Consider the following 19,856-nt stretch of genomic DNA (forward strand, 5'->3'; position numbering starts at 1 on the left):
GAAGCTGACTTCGCATCAGCTTCCTTTTTTGTGACTATGAGGTTAAACGTTGACGTAAAGCGACATCGTTCAACAAATCTTGTAAGGTAATCTTAGCCATTTTCGCTTCCGCGGCCGCTTGGATTTCTTGATAATAGGTCGTCAAGATTGGCGGCATCGCTTCACCAATTGGACACTTAGCCGAAGTATGATTGTCAACGTTCAACAGTGCAGCCTGCCCTGGTAAGGTCCGATAGATATCTTGTAAGGTAATTTCAGACGGATCACGGGACAAAGCCAATTTAGTTGGACCTTGAACCGGGGCCAACAACTGTTCACGTTTTAAATTAGCGATGATTTTTCGAATCAAACTCGGTGAGGTTTCCAAACTACTAGCAATTTCATGACTCGTGATTTTATTGCCCTTGAAATAGGCAATGTAGACGAGGACATGAATCGTATCACTGAATTGCGTATTAGCCATGACAGCTCTCCTTAATTAACTTTTGTTACTTATTTTATAACAATTTCGGCGATAAGTCAGTCTTTTAGTCGCGATTTAAGCTGAAAAGACTAATTTGTTGACTAAAAAAGATAATTGTTTTAATCTATTATTGTACTTAAAAATAATACAAAATATAAAAATAATTCAGGAGGACATTCATATGTCAGCAATTACAATTTTTGGTCAAGGTAACATGGGTCAAGCTATCGGTGATGTATTCAAACAGGGTGGCAATACCGTTAATTATTTAGGTAACGGTGACGAGGTAACCGGATTAGGCGATATCGTGGTTTTTGCGGTTCCTTACAATGCAGCACTCGACATTGCGAAGAAGAATCAAGCTGCTTTGGCCGGTAAAGTCGTGATCGATATTACGAATCCATTGAACTTTGATACTTGGGATGACTTAGTGGTACCAGCAGATAGTTCTGCCGCAGCCCAAATTGCCGCGTTACTCCCTGATTCAAAAGTCGTTAAAGCATTTAATACGACCTTTGCGGCCACCTTACAAAGTCGCAAAGTTGGTGATCAACCAACGACTGTCATGGCTGCCAGTGATGATGATGCTGCTAAACAACAATTAGCTGATGATTTAACTGATAGTGGCGTTGCCTTTGTGGATGCTGGTTCATTGAAGCGCGCTCGTGAAATGGAAAGCTTTGGTTTCTTACAAATGACCTTAGCTGCTGGTGAAAAGATTGGTTGGACCGGTGGTTTTGCGGTTGAAAAATAAGTTTTATTTAACGTCTGCTTGTTATGGCAAGTGGGCGTTTTTTAGAACCTTAAAATTGCAACGCAATGGTCTGGCTGCATTGGGTTAGAACTTGGGCCAGTCGTTTCAGGTTGCGCCGTTGCATCCGGTCTAAGGAACCGGCGACACCTAGTGCAGCAATCACTTGATCGTTCTTAATAATCGGTACGGCTAAACAGCGAATCCCGAAACTGCTTTCTTCATCATCGAGAGCATAGCCTTGATCGTGAATAATTTTCAAATTTTGTAGAAAACCGACTTGATCCGTTAGCGTATATTTGGTTGCGGCCGAATTAAGTTGATGGCTAAGGGCTTGCTGTTGCGTGGTTGGCAAATAAGCCGCGATACATTTGCCGAGCGCACTTTCATTGATTGGCGCAGCTGAACCAATCTTGGCGTATTCGGCTAGATCACCTTGATAATCCACAACTTGCGTAATGACTACATCTGGGCCAGTCAAAATGCCAATATAGGCGCTAACTTGATAAGGTTGCGTGATCTGTCGCATGATTGATGTTGCCACCCAGTTGAGCCGAGGGTTGTTGAATTGAATCAATGCTTGTTGGCGGGTACTAAGTGCGTACGTTTGGGCCTGTTTAGTGACATATCCCAGTTCAACTAAGCTGGCTAGTAAACGAAATGCTGTGGTTTTATTATAGTTTAGAGCGGTGGCAATCGTCGTTAAAGTTGCGGTCGGCTGCTGATCTAGATAGGTCAAAATTTTAAAGGCTTTTGCCAAGGTACCAGACAGATATTGAGACATTGGGGTCATCTCCTAAAATAGTTAAGTTAATTGTATTTCAAATAATGAAACTTTACGAGTAATTTTGTCACTTTGACGTGCTTGCGGTTAACTTGAAACGACCTTAATTTTTTAGGAGTGAGTAAAATGACAAAAACAGTTGTGATTACCGGTGGCGTATCTGGGATGGGGTTAAGTGCAACTAAACTTTTCTTATCGCATGGTTGGCAAGTCGCAATGGCCGATTATAATGCCGACTTGGGTGCTAAAGTTTATCAGGAGCTTAGTCAACAATACAGTTCTAAACAAGTAATCTTTGTGCCAACCAATGTCGCCGAATTAGATTCAGTGATGACTTTAAAGGATGCTGTATTAAAACAATTTGGCCACGTGGATAGTATGATTAACAATGCCGGTGTCTTTACACCCGGTCGGTTAGATGAAGTTGAAGAAGCGGCTTGGGATCGGGTGATGGCCATTGACGTAAAATCAATTTTGTTGACTGCCAAGGCCTTTATTCCGGGGATGATGGCGCAAAAGCAAGGGACGATTGTGAATACGGCTTCGGTATCCGGATTAATGGGTGACTATAACATGGCGGCCTACAGTGCGGCCAAAGGGGCGGTTGCCAATTTGGTTAAATCGATGGCCTTAGATTATGCGCCATATCAAATTCGCGTCAACAATGTCGCTCCAGGCCCAACTAATACACCAATGTTTCAAGCTAATCCGCAAGCGGTGATCGATGAATTTATTCAAGCGAGTCCATTAAAACGGTTAGTGGAACCAGCAGATGTCGCTCGAGCCATGTATTTCTTAGCTACTGATGCCTCTGATCCAATTACTGGGCAAACGTTGCCTGTTACGGCGGGCTTCGGCTTATATAGTGGTCAACCAGTGCAATAAGTTGTGTTACGGTGATGCCTTATGTAAGATAAGTTACAGAGGTGAAATTAATGAACATTAAAACAGCAAGTGAAAAGACTGGTGTTTCATCGGCCGCAATTCGCTATTATGAAAACGAAGGTCTAATTCCACCAATCGATCGAACCGCAGTCGGTAACCGAGATATTGATGATCGGATTATTCGTCGGATTCAGTTCGTCACCCAAATGCGGTCGGCAGGCATGAGCATTGACAGTTTGCGTCAGTACATTGACCTGTTCGACTCACCTGAGGAGACAAGTGAAGCTGAACAAACCCTATTACGTGAACAGCTAACCGAAATGGAAGCCAAACGTGACGACTTGCAAGTGGCGATTGATCATCTGCATGATAAATTGGATCATTTTTACGAACACATGCAGGCGACCGCTGACGAGTTACATGAACTCGATCGGCAACATGCTGAAAAAAGCGAGTCATAATTAAAGAACGTAATGCCTAGCGTAGGTGACAATCTAAGTCGATGTTAATGAGGTTCCCGCTCAGCTAAATCCCAGTAATTCCCAATTAATTTGGAAATTGCTGGGATTTTTTGCCATATTGCCGGCAAGTCAACTGACGTTTGTTATAATAAACCTTAGCTCAATACCTGGAGGACCTAATGGAAACTGAAACGAAAGATTTACACTTAACGATTCCGGCTGAAATCGGTGAGCAGTTACAATTAAAAGATCAAACGTCGGCTAAACTAATCGTTCGGCGGGGACGCTTAGTGATTCAATTTGAAGAATCACGCTTAACTATTTTTCAAAAAGGGGTCTTAGCTTGGCCGGTTGTCATGGCGTTATTAGTTAGTATTGGCTATTATTTCTTTTGTGGTTGGCAACATAATAATTACGTTAAATTAACTGGCGATTACTCACTGGCAACGAGTATTATCATTGTCGGCGTTATCATGGGAATCTTATTATTTGCTGGTTTCTTTATTCGAGATCGGCATAATCCGCATAACCAATTTGTCCAAAATGTTTACTGGCGAAACTTTCCCGTCATTGTGCTATCATTTGCTTTAATTTTGGCATTAGTCTTAATCGGCGGCATGTGGCTATTAGGCATGATGTTCAAAGGGGCCGTCTTTGATCGCTTTACGGCTAGTATTATTTTGTTCGTCTTTGGCGTGGTGACCAATATCGCGATGGTCTATTTGGCCTTGATCGTCGATGCCAGTATTTTATCGACTGTGCTTATTTTAGTCATTATGAGTGGCGTAGCGATTTCGATGGCAGTTAATAATCAGCGTTATTGGTGGCAACACAACTTGAGTTTTTTGGGTACCAGTAATGCGTCGAGTGGCTGGCAATTTAATGCCACGTTGATTTTTGCGGCTTTGCTCACAATTGCGTTGGTTGATTATTTATTTGTTAGTCTTCAACGGCAATTTCCAAAATCACGCCGGTTGTGGGTCCTACGTGGCTTGCTCACGCTAACTGCCGTAGATTTGGGCCTAGTGGGGGTCTTTCCTAACAATGCCAACTCACACGAAATTCATGATCAATTTGCAATGTTTTTGGTTTATTTGATCATTGGCTTAATTGTTGGGGTTCGTTGGCTCTTACCACAAGTCACCAAAGATTTTCTTTACCTGTCTTATGGTGTTGGCGTGGCGTTAGTGATTGCTGAAATTCTGTTTCAAATTGTTGGTTACTTCTCGTTAACCGCGTTTGAAATTGTGGCGTTTGTGCTGGCTTTTGGCTGGTTATTGATGCTGCTGGAACGGATTGAAAATCTGATTGATGAGGGTATTGATAGTAAATTAACCCTATAATTAAAGGTTGAAAAAATAATTATGGCGATAGAAACCTTACCAGTATCGGCCTGAGTTATGCTAAATTGGTCACCTACGCCAGCCAGTGATTCTGCCGGCTGTGGGGACCGGTTCCAGCCAAAGACCGGGCTTCCACCTCGCTTTTAAGCCTAGCCCAAACCGCTAGTCTCAAAAGTCGTCCACAGCGTAAGCCCGGAAAAATCACCCGGACTAACGCTGTTTTCACGGCCGGCGCCATCACTAACTGGCTCCGGTTAGATTACGGATGCTAATTAGTTAGTAATCACTATTCTAGCTGAGAGTGAGCTCACATTGAGCCCAGCCGTTGGAGTCTCTTAGCAATTTTTCGCTTAGAGACTGGCGTTTTTGAAACACGGGTTTAGTGGTTCAAAACGACGGTTCAGACCGCCCACATTGAACCGGTCCGCCCACAGCGTTCCGGCTCAAGGTGGGCGAACGGTAGGTGGCAAGTAGGACTAGTTTTGATCGATTAATGCTTATCATATCAACGATTATTGCTAAAAATAGCTTTCAACCTTTAGCCCTATAACTGAAAAATCGTCCTTAACTGATTAGTCGTAACCGGTCAGGGACGATTTTTTGTTTATGCTAAAACGTGAACATTGGTGCGATTTAGAAAGTCAACGGCATAGTGACCATTGATTAAGGTTAACTTAGTTAAACTGGTTGGCTGTGGATCAGGGATTGCGTTGATTGGTCGTTGTAGGAGTTGAGCCAGTAACACGCGTAAAGTAACGCGATGGGCAACGATAACCTGTGTTTGTTCAGGATAACGTTGTTGCAGACGATTAAAGCCACGAACTGCGCGTTGAGCTAGTGCCGTAAAGGTTTCACCGCCATTTAGACCTTGATAATGCTCAGGGTCATCCCAAAAACGATGCCATTCTAGTGGCATGTGTTGCGCAATCCAAGTATGGGTTTGGCCTTCCCAGCTCCCCATATTTAATTCTTGAAATTCAGGCACTGTCAGTATTGGTTTATGCAGACTGGCATTTAGATGGGCTGCGGTCTGTTGTGCCCGCGGACTAGGACTCACCAATAAACGAGTGATGGTTGAGTCGGTGGCTAGATATTGACCTAATTGATCAGCTTGCGCCAGCCCGATCGATGTTAGTGGTGAGTTTTTGAATCCTTGCATGCGGTGAGCCTGATTCCAAATGGTTTGTCCGTGACGGACGAAATATAATGTTGTCATATCATGACCTTCTTTCAAGATTTCATTATACGTAGCGTCATGGCTGCGGTATAATACAGAAAATTAAGGACTGATAAGTTGTAGTTATCAATCAGGAGGCTATCATGAATTTACATCAGTTGCGGATTTTTTATACCGTGGCCCAATGTCAAAGTGTCGGACAAGCGGCGAAAAAATTATATATCAGTCAACCCGCAGTTAGCCAGCAATTGAAGCAATTTGAAAGTCAGTATCAGGTTAAACTGCTACAACCGCAAGGGCGAGGGATTGCGTTAACGCCACTCGGTACGAAGGTCTATGAACAAGCCAAGTTGATTTTTGAACAAGAAGCTTATTTGGAAACGATCCTAACGGCAGCAACCCCACCATTGCGGTTAGGTGGCACGGCTTTAGCCTTAGAACAACTTTTAAGTCAATCGACGGTTACTTGGTCAAGACTTAAAATTAGTCGACTGAACACGCAAACACTAATTGATCAAATGGCATTGCAGCAATTAGATTTAGCGGTACTTCCGCAAGCCGTTACCGATCCTAATTATCAACGGTTTGCCTTACAGCCAGATCAGTGGATCTTTGTTGCCGCTGAAGGTGATCCTGTGACGACAGTGACACGGTCGCAACTGGTGGACTTGCCATTAATTATCCGTGAGGTCGGGAGTACCACGCATCAATTGCTAGTAGATATTTTAGGTACTCGTCAACTCAATCAAGCGATTGAAGTGAATGATCAGGCAACGGCCATTCAATTGGCTAAACAACAACTAGGCATTTATTTTTGTGCAGCGGCAAGTGTGCAAGCGGCCATTCAGGCACATGACTTGAAACAAGTTGTGGTGACAGACTATCAGCCGCAAGTTCGGCAATTATATTTGTATGAACGGCATGCTATGGCTGGATCCTTGATTGATCAACATTTACGACAAACACTGGCATTATGACGATCATTGTTAAGCTTGCAAACGGCGTCATAACTAGATTAGCAAGTAATAACAAATAGCAGTGATCTAACCATATCGGTCGGATCACTGCTATTTGTTATTGAGATAATCGGTCGAACAATCCTTGATAGGTCGAAATCTGATCATCGATATGACTGGTCTTAGGCATCATTGGGGTGGGGGCGTTTGGCTCAACGACTAAGACGGTCTTGGCAACTTGAGCTTGATTTGCAGCTTGAATGCCAGAGGGAGAGTCTTCAAAAATCGCAGTTGTTGTGGGATCACCTTGAACATTCGCCAAAGCGGCTAAAAACATATCTGGTGCGGGTTTTCCTGGTAGCCCGCCATCATTAATCACCACTTTATCATGATCAAACCAACGATTTAAACCAAGTTGATCAAAGAAAAAGTCAACGTTAACTTTTTCAGACGCAGTCGCAATGTTCATTGAATATCCGGCAGTTTTAACCTGGTCTAAGAATTCAGTCAAACCAGGCACTAACCGAAATTTATCCGGTCGCTGCAAACAAATATCACGATAAATTTGTTCCTTACGTGCAGATAAGTCAGCGGTTTCATCAGCGGATAGTGGTTGATTGGCATAATGATCAAATGTATAGCTATTATTGCGACCGGCGATTTGCGTTTGAAAGTCGGTTTCCGTCATTTGGTGATTAAATGTTTGCGCTAACATTTTACTCCAAGCTTGTCGTTGAAATTCAGAATCAAAAATCATGGTGCCATTGAAGTCAAAAATATAGTGGGTAATCATCGTATCGTCTCCTAGTTTTTGGGGGTTAAAATCATGACATTTGCCGTAGTCAGAGCGGTCTTTAAGTTAGCAGGAACGGGGGCGTTGGTAACTAAATAATCAAGCTGCTCCAGTGCTAAGCCACGATAGTTATGGGTCATGTCAAATCTGGATTGGTCCAAGACTAAAGCCAATTGTTGCGACTGATCGCGTAATTGTTGTTTGAACGCGATGTCATCTTGATAAGCAAAGAAGACGCCATCGGATGTCAGACCCGCCGCACTCAAAAAAGTAAGGTCAAATTTAAAACTAAGCAGATCACGCAATGCTGCCGAATCCATCGTCCCGCGTCGTTCAGCTTGGTAGTTACCGCCTAATAGTCGGACTTGACTAGTTGTTTTTCGTAAAAGTTGGTCGGCAATATCCAATGAATTAGTGACAGTTAATGTCGTTGGTGCTAAATCCAAAAATTGTGGAATCATGCCGATAGTGGTTGAAACATCTAGAAAAAAGCGTTGTTTACCAGTGGCTAGCGGTGCGGCCAATTGACCTAATTGCCGTTTGGCGGTCGGATGATCGGCTTGGCGCGTTAAGTAATCATCGAGCCGATTAAAACTATTCGGTAAGCTCAATCCACCATAGCTACGTTCGGCGGCTCCGGTGGCGGTTAACTTAATGATATCGCGCCGGGCGGTATCACGCGAGGCACCAGTCAAGGTCATCACTTCACGCAAGGTTAGTGATTTTTTCGTTTTTAAGGTTGTTAACATTAATTGTAGTCGCTGTGGTGATTGCATTTTTAGCCTCCAATTTAAGTCGTTTTAAGTATGATTATATTATAGCCTTAAAATAGCTTAAATTGAAGTCATTATTTAATGATCAAAAAAGCCACCAGCATCGCTGATGACTTTTGAGGTAGTGTGACTAGTTATGACGACGTTTTGGTGCCAATCCTAGGAATGCTAGTAGGCTACTTAATCCTAATAAAATCGTTCCCAGTAATGTAACTGATGGCGATGTTGTTTCATCCGTCTGCGGTAAGGTTGCCGGAGACGTTTTTTTATCAGTCGTGGTTGCCGAACTGTGCTTGGAGACTGCAACCGGTTGAGCGACCAGCGCGGCATTGACTTGTTCAGTACCTGATTTTGTAACCGCATGACTGGTTGCCGTCATCGGTTTGTCAGTTTGCGACTTGTTTGAAGTAGTCGTACTAATTGGCTGATGAAGCGTGTTTTGGGTCGTATTATTAGTCGACACACTTGGTTTATTCGTTGTCGGCGCTTGTTCGGAATCAGTGGTTGACCCGGTATTGTCATTAGGGGTCGTTTCGTTACCGTTGTTATTAGTCGTATGATCACCATTATCCGTAGATTGATCGCCACCATTGTCTGTATTTCCGGTATCAGGTGCGGCCGTAATCGTCACCGTTGCGGTAGCCGTGTGTGCTTGACCAGTCTGATCAGTGAAAGCATAGGTGATGAGATAATCACCAGCATTAGCAGTTGTCCAGTCGGCAATCGATTGTCCGTCTTTGGTAATCGTCACCGTTAAATCACTGATGGTTAAGTTGTGCCCGTCTGTGTCTGTGGCGGTAACTAAACCGTCAGCTGGTGTCCAAGTGTCGCCAGTCGTTAAAGTTACGTTTGGTTGAACCGATAAGGATGATTGATCTTTAACCAATGCGGCGGTAATTGTAATTAAACTAGTAGCCAGCCGTTTGGACTTGGCCTTGCTGATCAGTAAAACTATAGGTGACCAGATAACGTCCAGGTTGTGAGGTATCAACGCTTGTTAAAGGTTGACCGTCACGGGCAAGACGACTGACGGTCACGGTTAGTTGATTAAAGGTAACGGCAGTCCCATCAACGTCAGTCGCACCTTTGAAGTTATCGGCCGGCGTCCAGGAATCGCCAACTGTCAAATCAGTTTCAGGAATAACCGAAATCTGAGCTTGATTATTCGTAATCGTCACGGTGCTAGTCGCTTGCTGTAAGTTGCCTTGTTGATCAGTGAAACTGTAAGTGACTAAGTAAGTCCCAGTGGTCGAAGTATCAATTGATGTCACTGTTTGTCCATCTTTAGTAATCGACACCGTCAGTTTATCAAAATGAACGACCGAGCCATCCGTATCAGTAGCGCTATTCACCTGATCGCTAGCTTGCCAAGTATCACCAGTGGCTAAGGTCACTTGTTTGTTAACCTTAAGTCCGGCTTGACTGTCGGTAACGATAACGGTACTAGTCGCTTGTTGCAAGTTGCCTTGTTGATCGGTGAAACTGTATGTTACAAGATAAGTGCCGGTTTTACTCGTATCAACCGCGCTAACGGCTTGGCCATCTTTGGTAATTGCCACACCAATTTTATCAAACGTCACCGCCGTGCCATCCGTATCCGAAGCACTAGTGAAAGCTGTTTTTGGTGACCAAGTATCGCCAGCAATCAGCTTAGATTGATCGGTCACCACTAAGCCTACACGATTATCAGCAACTGTTAACGTGAGCGTCGCCGTTTGTGGGTGGCTTTGTTGGTCGGTAAAGGCATAGGTTACCACGTAAGTCCCAGTCGTAACGGTTGTTGGTGTACTAATCGTTTGGCCGTCTTTAGTGAATGACACCGTTAAGTTGTTATAAGCCACATTTGAACCATCAACATTGGTTGCGGCTTTAAAATAAGTCTCGGCGTCCAACGTATCACCATCGACTAAATTGTCGGTGGTTTGATTGAGCGTTAAGTCAGCTTGGTTAGCTTTAACCGTAACCACAGTCTTGGCACTGTGCGTGACGCCGAGTTGGTCTTTATATTGGTAAGTCACGGTGTACGTATCGGCTGAATTTAACTGAATGTTGTCGACAGGGTTATTTTGACTGTCGGTAATTGTAGTGGTCAAAGTGCTTTTATCAACATCATCGCCGTAGACATCGATGACTTTAGTCACGGCTTCTACCGGTGACCAAGTTTCTTCACTTTGCGGGTTAGCGTATAACGTCACTGTTGGATCAGTGGTTAAATCAGCCAAACTAACCCGATCTTGCCAAACGTAAGTCCCGGGCGCTGTGCCATTGTAAGCAGACATGAGGTTAGTCGAAGTATAGGTTGGCCCAGTTGTTTGTTCGTCAGATTTGACCCAATTGCCGGTGTAATAGAGATCGCTTGTCAAATCAGTTAGCGTCGCGTTGCCAGTACTATTTTTTAAGCGCGCACCAGTACCTAGAGTTAGGGCATTCAATGCGGTAGTGCCACTAAGCATTTTTGAAATATTTAGATCGTCACTAATCGTGAAGTTCGAAATATCCAGTGATTTTAGTGCTTTTGACCCAGCAAATAAGCTGCCTAAGCCATAATCATTCGCATTGGTGACGCCAGTTGTCCCATTATTATCAACACTTGTCGTGGTCCAATTGGCCAAGTCGAGGGCTGTTAAACCCGTGTTACTAAACGCAAACCCCATATTAGTGACATTGCCAGTCGTGGTCCAACCAGAGAGGTCTAATGAGGTGAGGGCAGCCATATCGTAAAACATGTATGAAATATCGGTTAGGCTGTCGGTTTTCCAATTACCAAATTTAAGTGTGGCTAACTTTTTATCTTCGCTAAACATACTGGAGGTAGTGGTCACACTATGTGTATCCCAGGCACTGAGATCAAGTGAAGTTAGGGCGCTATCGACAAAGAACATATAAGACATATTGGTCACATTGCCGACATCCCAACTATCAACCGCTAGGGCTTTTAATTGAGTTGCACGAGAAAACATGTAGGCCATGTTGGTCACATTACTGGTGTTCCATTTGGTAACATCTAGAGCTTTCAAGGCAGTTGTACGGGCAAACATATAAGCCATATTAATGACACTACTGGTATCCCAATTGGCAACATTTAATGTCGTTAATTTGCTGGTTACGCCACTGGTCGTTCCAAATAAATAAGACATATCGGTGACATTCCCCGTTTGCCAGTTGGAAACATCTAAGGCAGTGACTTCAGAAGCGTAAAACATATGCGACATGTCAACGGCGTTGGTAGTATCCCAGTTCGCAACGTTTAGCGCGGTTGTCAGTCCTTTTGTGTAGCTAAACATATTATTAAAGTTAGTAACACTACCGGTATGCCACTGGCTGACATCGATAGCGGTCAACGCTTGGGCATTAGAGAACATCGCTTGCATGTTTTTTACTTTGCTGGTATCAAAGTTGCTGACATCAACTGACGTCAAAGCTAACGTTTGATTAAACATATAAGCCATATTTTTGGCGCTAGTGGTGTCCCATTTAGAAAGATCAATGTTGTTTAGGGCGTGAGCGTTAGAGAATAGGTAAGACATATTGGTAACCTTGCTAGTATTCCAATTTTCAATGCCTGTGATCGTAGTGAGTTTTGTGGCATAACCAAACATGCCCGCCATATTAGTGACCGAGCTAGTAACCCATTTGCTGGTATCTAATGAAGAAATACCTGAGTTATAAAACATGTAAGCCATGGTCGTGGCCTTGCTAGTGTCCCAATTGGAAACGTCTAGTGTGGTGACGTTAGTTAGACCGTCAAAAACGTATGCCATGTTGGTGACGCTACTAGTAACCCATTTAGACACATCTAATTCAGTTAATGCGGCATTACCCCAAAATAAATTAGCCATATTTTGAACCTTGCTAACATTCCAGTTAGAAACGTCCAAAGCCTTTAAGCTTTTGGTATCATTGAACGTACTATACATACTAGTGACATTGCTGACATCCCATTTAGAAACATCGACAGATTCCAAGGCGGTATCTCGATAGAACATATTGTCCATATTGGTGACTTGGCTCATGTCTAACAAATTAGCATTATTAATGGTTGTCAGATTAGTCATATCAATAAAAAGACCGGATGAATCGGCATTAGCCGTTACTTTACCAGTGAAGTTAATTGTTTTGACCTTCGTAATATCAAAATATTGTTTCCAAATATTATTAGGGACTTTGACTTCGGTCTGTCCAATCACATCTCCAGTATCAGGATCGATAATGTTGCTTTCTTCCAGATGATATTTATCATCATCTGCTGTATAACTATCAGTCTTTGTTAACGCATCCAGTCCACCGGCGCCAATGGTTAAAACACCATCGTCAGATAGGGACCAGGTCGCACCACCTTCAAAAGTCCCTGAATGAACCTCGGTTGTAACTGCAGTACTAGCAGGAACGGCAGCGATAGCGGCACTGGCAGCAACTGGCGTACTTTCAACTACAGCTTTTGTAGTGGCTGTAGTTGATGCCGCCTTGCTATTATCAACTGAAGCTGAACTAACAGCTGATGTTGTGGTACTGGTTGCCGCAGTCGTACTGGCTGAGGTCGCGCTTGACGCAGTGGCTTGGCTAGTTGCGGAACTCGTCGCTGCCGATGACGCGGCACTGGCGGCTTGACTCGTACTGGAACTTGTTGCCTGACTAGTCGATGTGTTAGAACTTGCAGAAGAAGTCGATTCACTCGCTGCGCTAGTCGCTTGGCTAGCAGTTGTGCTTGCAGCCGCCGCACTTGTTGGTGTTTTTAATGCGACGCTATCCTGACTGGTTGCTGAGGCTGTGCTCGTGGTGGCAGTATTCGTGTTAGTGTTGGTAGCGCTATCATCAGTTGCCGCTTGAGCAGTTAATATTTATGTTTGCCAGGTTAAGGCGGTAATCCCAGCAATCACCCAGAATCGTCCTTTTTTGTACATCTTGTAATGCGTTTTGCGTGTTGGTAAAGTTTTCATCCTGATTTCCCCTTACGATCAGCTAACTAATTGTCTTGAAAGGTTGGGTTAACAACGTTTGATCGATGATTATTCGATGGCAATAGTTGCACTATAAGTTAATTGAAGTAATTAATCGATAAGTTAAGCTTAACCAAAAGTTAAGATATTGTAAACGGTTTTTCGTCGATTATTTAAGAGAAATTATATTTTAGTATTAAAAAACTGTATTTTTTCAAGAACGATTTAGAGCGATAAAAATGGATGAATTGGCTACCGATTAATTGCTGTCAATTAATTGATAAGCAATCAAATAATCAAATAATTAGACAAAACTTTGAAGAATATGATAGCCTTATGATAACGATATGAACTTTCTAATGAAATCTGGCCAGGTTCTCATGATATCGTAATGTTAGTGACAATTGTGCAGAGACCTTAAAAAGGGAGCGAATAATCATGAAAAACGTAATGATGACTAGTGCGTTAATCTTGAGTTTGTTAGGTGTCCCCGCAATGACGGCCCACGCTGCTGGTTCTAGTGCGACGACAGGAACCGATTTAGAGTTAGTTGAAAATACAGATCCAACTGGTCCGGTGAATCCGGATGATCCAAGTAAGCCACAAGATCCGGCAGATCCTAATAACCCGGTGACCGGTAATGAAGGACCATTGTCCTTGGACGTGGCACCAGAATCATTTAACTTTGGGAAGGTTCAAATTGATTTTACCGAGCAAACGTATCACGCTAAAGCCGTGACCGGCGGAACTGGTAAACAATATCTTCAGGTTACCGATAGCCGTGGGGCCAATCAAAATGGTTGGACAGTGACTGTCGAACAAGATAAAGACTTAACTGAAACAACCGAATCAAATCCGTTTGTATTAACAGGGACTACGATTACGGTACCAGCTGGGACGGCTCGAAATAGCTTATCAGATGATCCAACCATGGCGGATGACAAGTTAATCGCAACATCCGCTGAAGTGACCAATTCCAGTGGTGCCGTGGCTGTTTTAACAACAACATCAGATGCGGGTGCCGGTAAAGGAACGTCTGTTAAGACTTGGGACCCAACCGATGTGACCTTAACGATTCCGAAGAACACTGCCAAAAAAGGGGTTTATAAGAACACGTTAACTTGGACGTTAACTGCTGGTGTTGAATCTACCATCGATTAACGTACGGTCAAAAGGGAGGCCGTTATCATGGAAAAATCATTAGTTTTAATGAGTTGCCTACTGGGGTTAACCATGCTTGGCACAAGCGTCCAGGCAGCAACAACGAGCGGTACGGTAACTTTTGAAGATGACACGACTGCGACTGCACCAGTTAATCCAACCGATCCAGGATCACCACAATCACCGGCTGATCCTAATAACCCGGCCACCGGGCAGACGGGGACATTGACGATTGACGTAGCCCCAGCCAAAATTGATTTTGGAACCGTTACCACTTCAAACGCGGCTAAGACGTATAACGCTGTTGGGTCGTATAACCAGTATTTACAGGTTTCCGATAAACGAACAACGGCCAATGGTTGGAAAGTGACGGTTAAGCAAGATCATGCGTTAACTAATACAACGACTAACCATGTATTAACTGGGGCTGTGATCCACTTACCAAAGGGGACTGCACGAAATTCGTTGAATGCGACACCATCAACTATAGATACCAATTTCACCACGACGGCAGTTGATATCACGACTGCCGATCAAGAAGTCATTAGTGCGCCGAACCAAACTGGAATCGGTAAAGCAGTCACCACAGATACTTGGACGGCGAGCGGCGTCACATTATCAGTACCAAAATTGACCGCTCGAACAGGGAATTACACGAATACGTTGACTTGGACACTGGTAGCTGCGGCTAACTAGACAGGAGGACGCCATGAAAAAACTGACGTGCTGGTTGCTGAGCCTAGTGGGATTAATGGGTGGATTAGCTTTAGCTGTTCAACCCATGCAGGCCGCTGACCAAAAAACAAATGCTGAAATTAAGTACAGTGTGAACAAATTGAATCCCGGTAAGGAAGTCGATGCCAGTAGTTCGTTTTACGATTTAAAAGTGAAAGCCGGGCAAACGCGTAAGATTCGGGCGCGTGTCTATAACGCCACTAATCAAAAAATCACGGTTAAAACGAAGTTACTCACGACTTTTACGAACGATTCTGGACAGATTGCCTATACGCAAATGGCGAAAACGTTTGATCCTAGTTTGCAGTATCGTTTTGATAAGATAGCCACGTTAACTAAGGGCTCCGAACGTGTGACGATTCCGGCCAAAGGTAATCGCGTGGTTAGCGCCACGATTAAAGTCCCGGCGGGGTTTGATGATGGGGTTATTTTAGGATCGTGGTATTTTGAAAAAACGAATCAAACGCCCAAGCAAAGTGGCAAAGGCATTAACATTAACCACAAGTATAGTTATGCGCTCGCGGTTAAGTTAACGACTAAAGAGATTACTGAACCAAAGTTAGCTTTGGGTAAGGTGACACCAGGATTGAAGAACTATCGAAAAGTTGTTGAAGCAACCATTCGTAACGTGGAGCCGGCGGTTGTGTCAAAACTTAAAGTTAAAACGACGGTGACAAAACGTGGCAGTCAAGAGGTGCTCTATCGCAATACTAGCGATAATTTGATCATGGCACCGAACTCGGCTTTCAAATATCCAACTTTCTTGGATAAATCGCCGATGAAGGCTGGTCAATACACGCTAAATATGACAGCGACAACCAAGGATTCAAAGTGGGACAAACAAACTTGGCATTGGCAGCGGCACTTTACCATTACGGCTGACCAAGCACGTCAAAGTAACCGTCAGGCTAAAAACGACCCGGATGCCCCAATTAGTATTTGGTGGTACGTCGCCGCTGTAATTGGGATCATGATCTTAACGGGTGGCATTGTTTATCTGGTAATGAAACGTAAACGGACTTAACAAGGAGGTTTTAAGATGATGACGCGTATTTGGATGGGTCGGTTAATTCTCGGATTAGGCGTTGCCATCAGTGTCGGATGTCGTAGCCCCGCCGATGTTTCGGCGAGTACCGCCAATACTCAGACCACGATTGAATTAACCGATTGGAAAACGGCTCCAGATGTTAGCGACTATCAAGAGCCTAAGCCAGATCAATACTTGGCTGCCCCAGATCAAATCAATACCGGGCCACAGTCAAGCACTGAGACGCCAGCGACGAAGAGTTCCGGCTCGTCACTAGCTGATTTACCACAGACCGATGAAGCGCGCCAATTCTTAGGCGCATTGGGGGTCGTCTTGGCTAGTTTGACGCTTGGATTCTTTTGGCTCCGGCGACGAACTAGGGAGTGATCAATGATGCCAAGACCACCAAGGTTAATGCAGGTTGTGATGTTGATCGGTTTACTGCTTGGGTTAGTCGCCAGTAGTAGCGGTAATCTGATCGCCACGGCGGCCGATGAGCCGTCAAGTGCGCTCACGTTAAAGGCGCCAAAAGAAGCGCCAACAACGGGGACGGACTTTGAAATTGAATTAGCGCTAAAGTCACCGTTCGGAACGGACTATCAATTAACCATTCCGGAACACTTAACAGTTGATCTTGAAGCGACCGAAAAAGCCAATCCGAAAACGATTCGAAAACTCGTGTTTGATGAACAAAAACGTGAGTTAACGATCACGCTACCGGATGAGCCAACGGCCACTACGCTGAAACTGGTCGTGCAGGCAAGCACTGCCCAGACGTACCATTTGACGGCCAAAACAACGGTGACTTTGCCGGAAATAACCGCCGACTCATCATCGGAGGATAGTGTGGTGGCTGAATCGACTTCAACTGAAAGTGCTAAACCGCAGACTTTAACGGCTGAACCGATTAGCTTTACGGTAACGGAACCCGTTAAAGTCCCAGCAGCAGAAATCGTCTCAGACTCGACCGCCGATGAGTCGTCATCTAAGGAAACGACATCGTCTGAAAGTAAAACTAACGATCAATCTAATGGGGACGATAAAAAAGCTTCCGATAAGTCGGCTGATACTAAAACCGAAAGTGAATCGACCACTGAGTCAACTAAGGAATCAGAATCGTCAACTAAAACTACCGAGGAGAAACCTACCGTTAAAACCGCGACCGTTAAAGCAGCTGCGGCTTTAGCAGCCGACGACCCAACCCAAACGGTGACAACCTATGCCGAATTTAAAACCGCTTACACCAATACCGCAGTTACGACAATTCTGATTGGGGCGGATATTTCGGCACCGTCAACGGCGGCAACTGATTTGGGTACACGGACGACGGCATTGACGATCGATGGTCAAAATCACAGTTTCGATATCGGGTTAGCCAACTTCCGATTAGGAACGACCGCTGCGGCAACTAACTTTACCATTAAAAACTTTAAGTTGTTGCGAGCGGCCGCAACAACTGGGACTGGTACTTCTGGTTCTTTAGGGATTATCCAAAGCGGTGCGGATGGTGGGACAACTGCCAGTGGGGCCAACTGGGAAATTAACGTGGCTGATTTAACCACCGATAGTAGTGTTCAGCGTTTAGTTAGTAGCCCAGGGAACCGCGTTACCGTTAGTGGCACAGTGAATTCGACGACTGTTTGGGAAAGTATGCTGACTGGTGGGGTCGTCTTTGCGGCTAACAGTCACTTTACGGCCCGTAAGAAATATACGAGTGGTGAAAACCGGTCATTCTTCTGGTTCTCAGCCTCTAGTGGGTATGGAACAGGCGATCGAAAAGTAGTCATTAACAGTGGCGCGATTGTTGACTGTGTGGGTGCTCCAACGGATACGCTCTATCCAGTCTTCTTTGATCAATACGATTCGATTACTGTTGATACTAATGCGACTTTAATTGCGAAGATGTATGGGAACGCGTATCGGGCACAGCGAGCCTCGACCTTTACTGCCAATACGGGGAGTAAAACCACGTTTGAAAACTTATCAACAACGAGTGGTAATACGATTAACTACGCTAGTACTGCCACTTCAACGTTTACGGTTAACAGTGGCGCGGAAATCTATATCACTAATAACGCAACCGCGCCAGTTTTTGGTGGAACGCTTAGTGGGGTCAACGTTTTACTGAACTCACCGAAAGTCTACGACATCAAAAACACCTCGGCTGGGTTGTTAGCGGCCACTGCTTCAATTGTCAACATTTCAATTGGTAGTTTTGAAATCCGAAACAGTAACTTGAGTGTCTGGTTGGTGACGCTACCGCTTAACGTGGTGAGTGCCAAATGGACTTTCCGAAATGTAGAATGGATCAAGCAAACTGGGTTGATTATGACATCTAGTGATGGGCTGTTGGGAATTTCGCTAACGTTAACGTCGTTCTCCTTAGCACGACGAATCAACAATACGGTGGCAATGCCAACCGCGGTGTATAGTTCGCCATATACGTCGGATTTAGGAGCAGTTTTAGTCACTGATGCTGATAAGAAGGTGCGCTTACGTGTGATCACGAGTCTTAGTGATTCCGGGGTGCCGACCTATGCCACGGCGGGACAAGCCACAGTTAAGTTGACTGATGACCAAGGCGTGGTGCATAGTGCCACAACAGATGCGAGTGGCTACGTGAACTACACGTTGGATCATTTCTTAACAGCTGGTAAAACATTGAGTGCAGTCGTTAACGTGTCGTATGATGCCGATCCAGTGACGATTGTGGTGCAAGATAAAACGCCACCTAATCCAGTTACGGCCAAGGATGGCAAGATCGTTGCTGATCAAAAAACGATTACGGGGAGTACGACTACGGCTGGCAATAAGATCAGCTATACTATTAACGGCAGTGCTGCGGTGGACAGTAGTGGGACGGCCATAACGGCGACCGCCGCCGCTGATGGAAGCTGGTCATTAGCGTTACCAACGCCCGCATTAAAAGCCGGCGATGTGATTCGCTTGCTCGTGACTGATGCGGCCGGTAACGTGACACCATTAACAGCAACCACGTATCATGATGCCACCTTCGCCGCCGCTAGCCAATATACGGTTGCGCCAGCGAATGGACCAACCGCGCCAACGGAACCAGATAGTCCAGGAAATCCGAACACGAGTGGGAGTGAAAACTCGGGGACTGGTAATACAGGCGAATTACGATTAGATTATGCACCAAGTCAATTTAACTTTGGGACGGTTAAGACTAGCATGAAATCGGCTACGTATAATGCTCAGTCGATTACTGGTGTCTTGAAACAATGGTTACAAGTTTCTGACAACCGCTTATCGACAAACGGTTGGACGGTCACGGCTCGTCAGAGTGCGGCGTTTACAAGCACGAGTGGTGCTCAATTAACGGGGGCCACACTGAACTTACCAGCTGGTGATACCCATAATCAACATGCGGGGACCAGTGGTTTGAAGAGTTATGGCATTCAAATAAACAGTGTCGAGCAACCAGTCTTTGGTGCGGCGGCTGCGACAACGTCAGGAAAGGATCTTTCGACAAGTACTTGGAATCCGACGGCAGTGTCGTTGACCGTACCAGGAAATACGGCCAAAGCACAACAAACTTATACTGCTGGTGTTACTTGGACGTTGACGGCTAATGTGACTAACTAGCTGG

19 protein-coding genes are annotated in these 19,856 nt (G+C 44.7%); 11 read left to right on the plus strand and 8 right to left on the minus strand.

From position 1 onward, the window contains the following. Window positions 1-34: 34 nt before the first annotated feature. The gene (locus tag FFM84_RS02535) at window positions 35-463 is read right to left on the minus strand and encodes an Rrf2 family transcriptional regulator (RefSeq protein WP_130843563.1); all 429 of its coding nucleotides are present in this window, start codon (window positions 461-463) and stop codon (window positions 35-37) included. Window positions 464-644: 181 nt separating this feature from the next. Between FFM84_RS02535 and FFM84_RS02540 the strand changes: the two genes are divergently transcribed. Then, window positions 645-1,217 carry an NADPH-dependent F420 reductase gene (locus FFM84_RS02540; protein ID WP_130843562.1) on the plus strand — a complete coding sequence of 191 codons (573 nt, stop codon included), beginning with the start codon at window positions 645-647 and terminating at the stop codon, window positions 1,215-1,217. 49 nt (window positions 1,218-1,266) lie between these two features. Here the strand turns inward: FFM84_RS02540 and FFM84_RS02545 are convergent, their stop codons facing one another. Beyond that, the gene (locus tag FFM84_RS02545) at window positions 1,267-1,998 is read right to left on the minus strand and encodes an IclR family transcriptional regulator (protein ID WP_165450243.1); all 732 of its coding nucleotides are present in this window, start codon (window positions 1,996-1,998) and stop codon (window positions 1,267-1,269) included. A 126-nt stretch (window positions 1,999-2,124) separates the two neighbouring features. Here FFM84_RS02545 and FFM84_RS02550 point away from each other — a divergent pair, with 126 nt between their 5' ends. From FFM84_RS02550 to FFM84_RS02560, 3 genes are all read left to right on the plus strand, one after another. Next, a complete protein-coding gene (locus tag FFM84_RS02550) occupies window positions 2,125-2,883 on the plus strand; it encodes an SDR family NAD(P)-dependent oxidoreductase (protein ID WP_130843560.1) in 759 nt (252 codons plus the stop codon). Window positions 2,884-2,933: 50 nt separating this feature from the next. Next, window positions 2,934-3,344 (plus strand): MerR family transcriptional regulator, encoded by a 411-nt coding sequence (locus FFM84_RS02555; protein ID WP_130843559.1) that lies wholly within the window; start codon window positions 2,934-2,936, stop codon window positions 3,342-3,344. 179 nt (window positions 3,345-3,523) lie between these two features. Then, window positions 3,524-4,687, plus strand: coding sequence for a DUF998 domain-containing protein (locus FFM84_RS02560; protein WP_130843558.1), 1,164 nt, complete (start codon window positions 3,524-3,526; stop codon window positions 4,685-4,687). A gap of 604 nt (window positions 4,688-5,291) precedes the next feature. Here the strand turns inward: FFM84_RS02560 and FFM84_RS02565 are convergent. Further along, a complete protein-coding gene (locus FFM84_RS02565; RefSeq protein ID WP_130843557.1) occupies window positions 5,292-5,903 on the minus strand; it encodes a histidine phosphatase family protein in 612 nt (203 codons plus the stop codon). A gap of 104 nt (window positions 5,904-6,007) precedes the next feature. On the opposite strand from FFM84_RS02565, the gene FFM84_RS02570 reads away from it, so the two are divergent. Further along, window positions 6,008-6,841, plus strand: coding sequence for a LysR family transcriptional regulator (locus FFM84_RS02570; protein WP_130843556.1), 834 nt, complete (start codon window positions 6,008-6,010; stop codon window positions 6,839-6,841). Window positions 6,842-6,938: 97 nt separating this feature from the next. On the opposite strand, the gene FFM84_RS02575 is transcribed toward FFM84_RS02570, so the two are convergent. From FFM84_RS02575 to FFM84_RS02590, 4 genes are all read right to left on the minus strand, one after another. After that, on the minus strand, window positions 6,939-7,613 hold the full coding sequence (locus tag FFM84_RS02575) for an HAD family hydrolase (protein WP_130843555.1): 675 nt from the start codon (window positions 7,611-7,613) through the stop codon (window positions 6,939-6,941). A gap of 11 nt (window positions 7,614-7,624) precedes the next feature. Then, window positions 7,625-8,389 carry a DeoR/GlpR family DNA-binding transcription regulator gene (locus FFM84_RS02580; protein WP_130843554.1) on the minus strand — a complete coding sequence of 255 codons (765 nt, stop codon included), beginning with the start codon at window positions 8,387-8,389 and terminating at the stop codon, window positions 7,625-7,627. 127 nt (window positions 8,390-8,516) lie between these two features. Then, complete coding sequence (locus FFM84_RS02585) at window positions 8,517-9,272, minus strand: bacterial Ig-like domain-containing protein (protein ID WP_165450242.1); 756 nt, start codon at window positions 9,270-9,272, stop codon at window positions 8,517-8,519. Window positions 9,273-9,294: 22 nt separating this feature from the next. Beyond that, complete coding sequence (locus FFM84_RS02590) at window positions 9,295-12,573, minus strand: BspA family leucine-rich repeat surface protein (RefSeq protein WP_130843552.1); 3,279 nt, start codon at window positions 12,571-12,573, stop codon at window positions 9,295-9,297. A 256-nt stretch (window positions 12,574-12,829) separates the two neighbouring features. Here FFM84_RS02590 and FFM84_RS16060 point away from each other — a divergent pair, with 256 nt between their 5' ends. Further along, window positions 12,830-12,994, plus strand: coding sequence for a hypothetical protein (locus FFM84_RS16060; protein WP_165450241.1), 165 nt, complete (start codon window positions 12,830-12,832; stop codon window positions 12,992-12,994). 230 nt (window positions 12,995-13,224) lie between these two features. On the opposite strand, the gene FFM84_RS02595 is transcribed toward FFM84_RS16060, so the two are convergent. Further along, window positions 13,225-13,323 (minus strand): KxYKxGKxW signal peptide domain-containing protein, encoded by a 99-nt coding sequence (locus FFM84_RS02595; RefSeq protein ID WP_130843551.1) that lies wholly within the window; start codon window positions 13,321-13,323, stop codon window positions 13,225-13,227. A gap of 438 nt (window positions 13,324-13,761) precedes the next feature. On the opposite strand from FFM84_RS02595, the gene FFM84_RS02600 reads away from it, so the two are divergent. From FFM84_RS02600 to FFM84_RS02620, 5 genes are read left to right on the plus strand one after another with little or no spacing between them, the layout of a single operon-like run. Further along, entirely contained in the window at window positions 13,762-14,484 is a 723-nt protein-coding gene (locus FFM84_RS02600; protein ID WP_130843550.1) for a WxL domain-containing protein, read from the plus strand. A gap of 27 nt (window positions 14,485-14,511) precedes the next feature. Next, window positions 14,512-15,180, plus strand: a complete 669-nt coding sequence (locus FFM84_RS02605) for a WxL domain-containing protein (protein ID WP_130843549.1) — start codon at window positions 14,512-14,514, stop codon at window positions 15,178-15,180. A gap of 13 nt (window positions 15,181-15,193) precedes the next feature. Further along, complete coding sequence (locus FFM84_RS02610; RefSeq protein ID WP_130843548.1) at window positions 15,194-16,243, plus strand: WxLIP family cell surface protein; 1,050 nt, start codon at window positions 15,194-15,196, stop codon at window positions 16,241-16,243. A gap of 15 nt (window positions 16,244-16,258) precedes the next feature. Further along, entirely contained in the window at window positions 16,259-16,633 is a 375-nt protein-coding gene (locus FFM84_RS02615) for an LPXTG cell wall anchor domain-containing protein (protein ID WP_130843547.1), read from the plus strand. A gap of 6 nt (window positions 16,634-16,639) precedes the next feature. After that, window positions 16,640-19,852 carry a WxL domain-containing protein gene (locus FFM84_RS02620; protein WP_130843546.1) on the plus strand — a complete coding sequence of 1,071 codons (3,213 nt, stop codon included), beginning with the start codon at window positions 16,640-16,642 and terminating at the stop codon, window positions 19,850-19,852. Window positions 19,853-19,856 lie beyond the last annotated feature (4 nt).

This window comes from Lactiplantibacillus mudanjiangensis (assembly GCF_005405385.1).
GTDB lineage: Bacteria > Bacillota > Bacilli > Lactobacillales > Lactobacillaceae > Lactiplantibacillus > Lactiplantibacillus mudanjiangensis.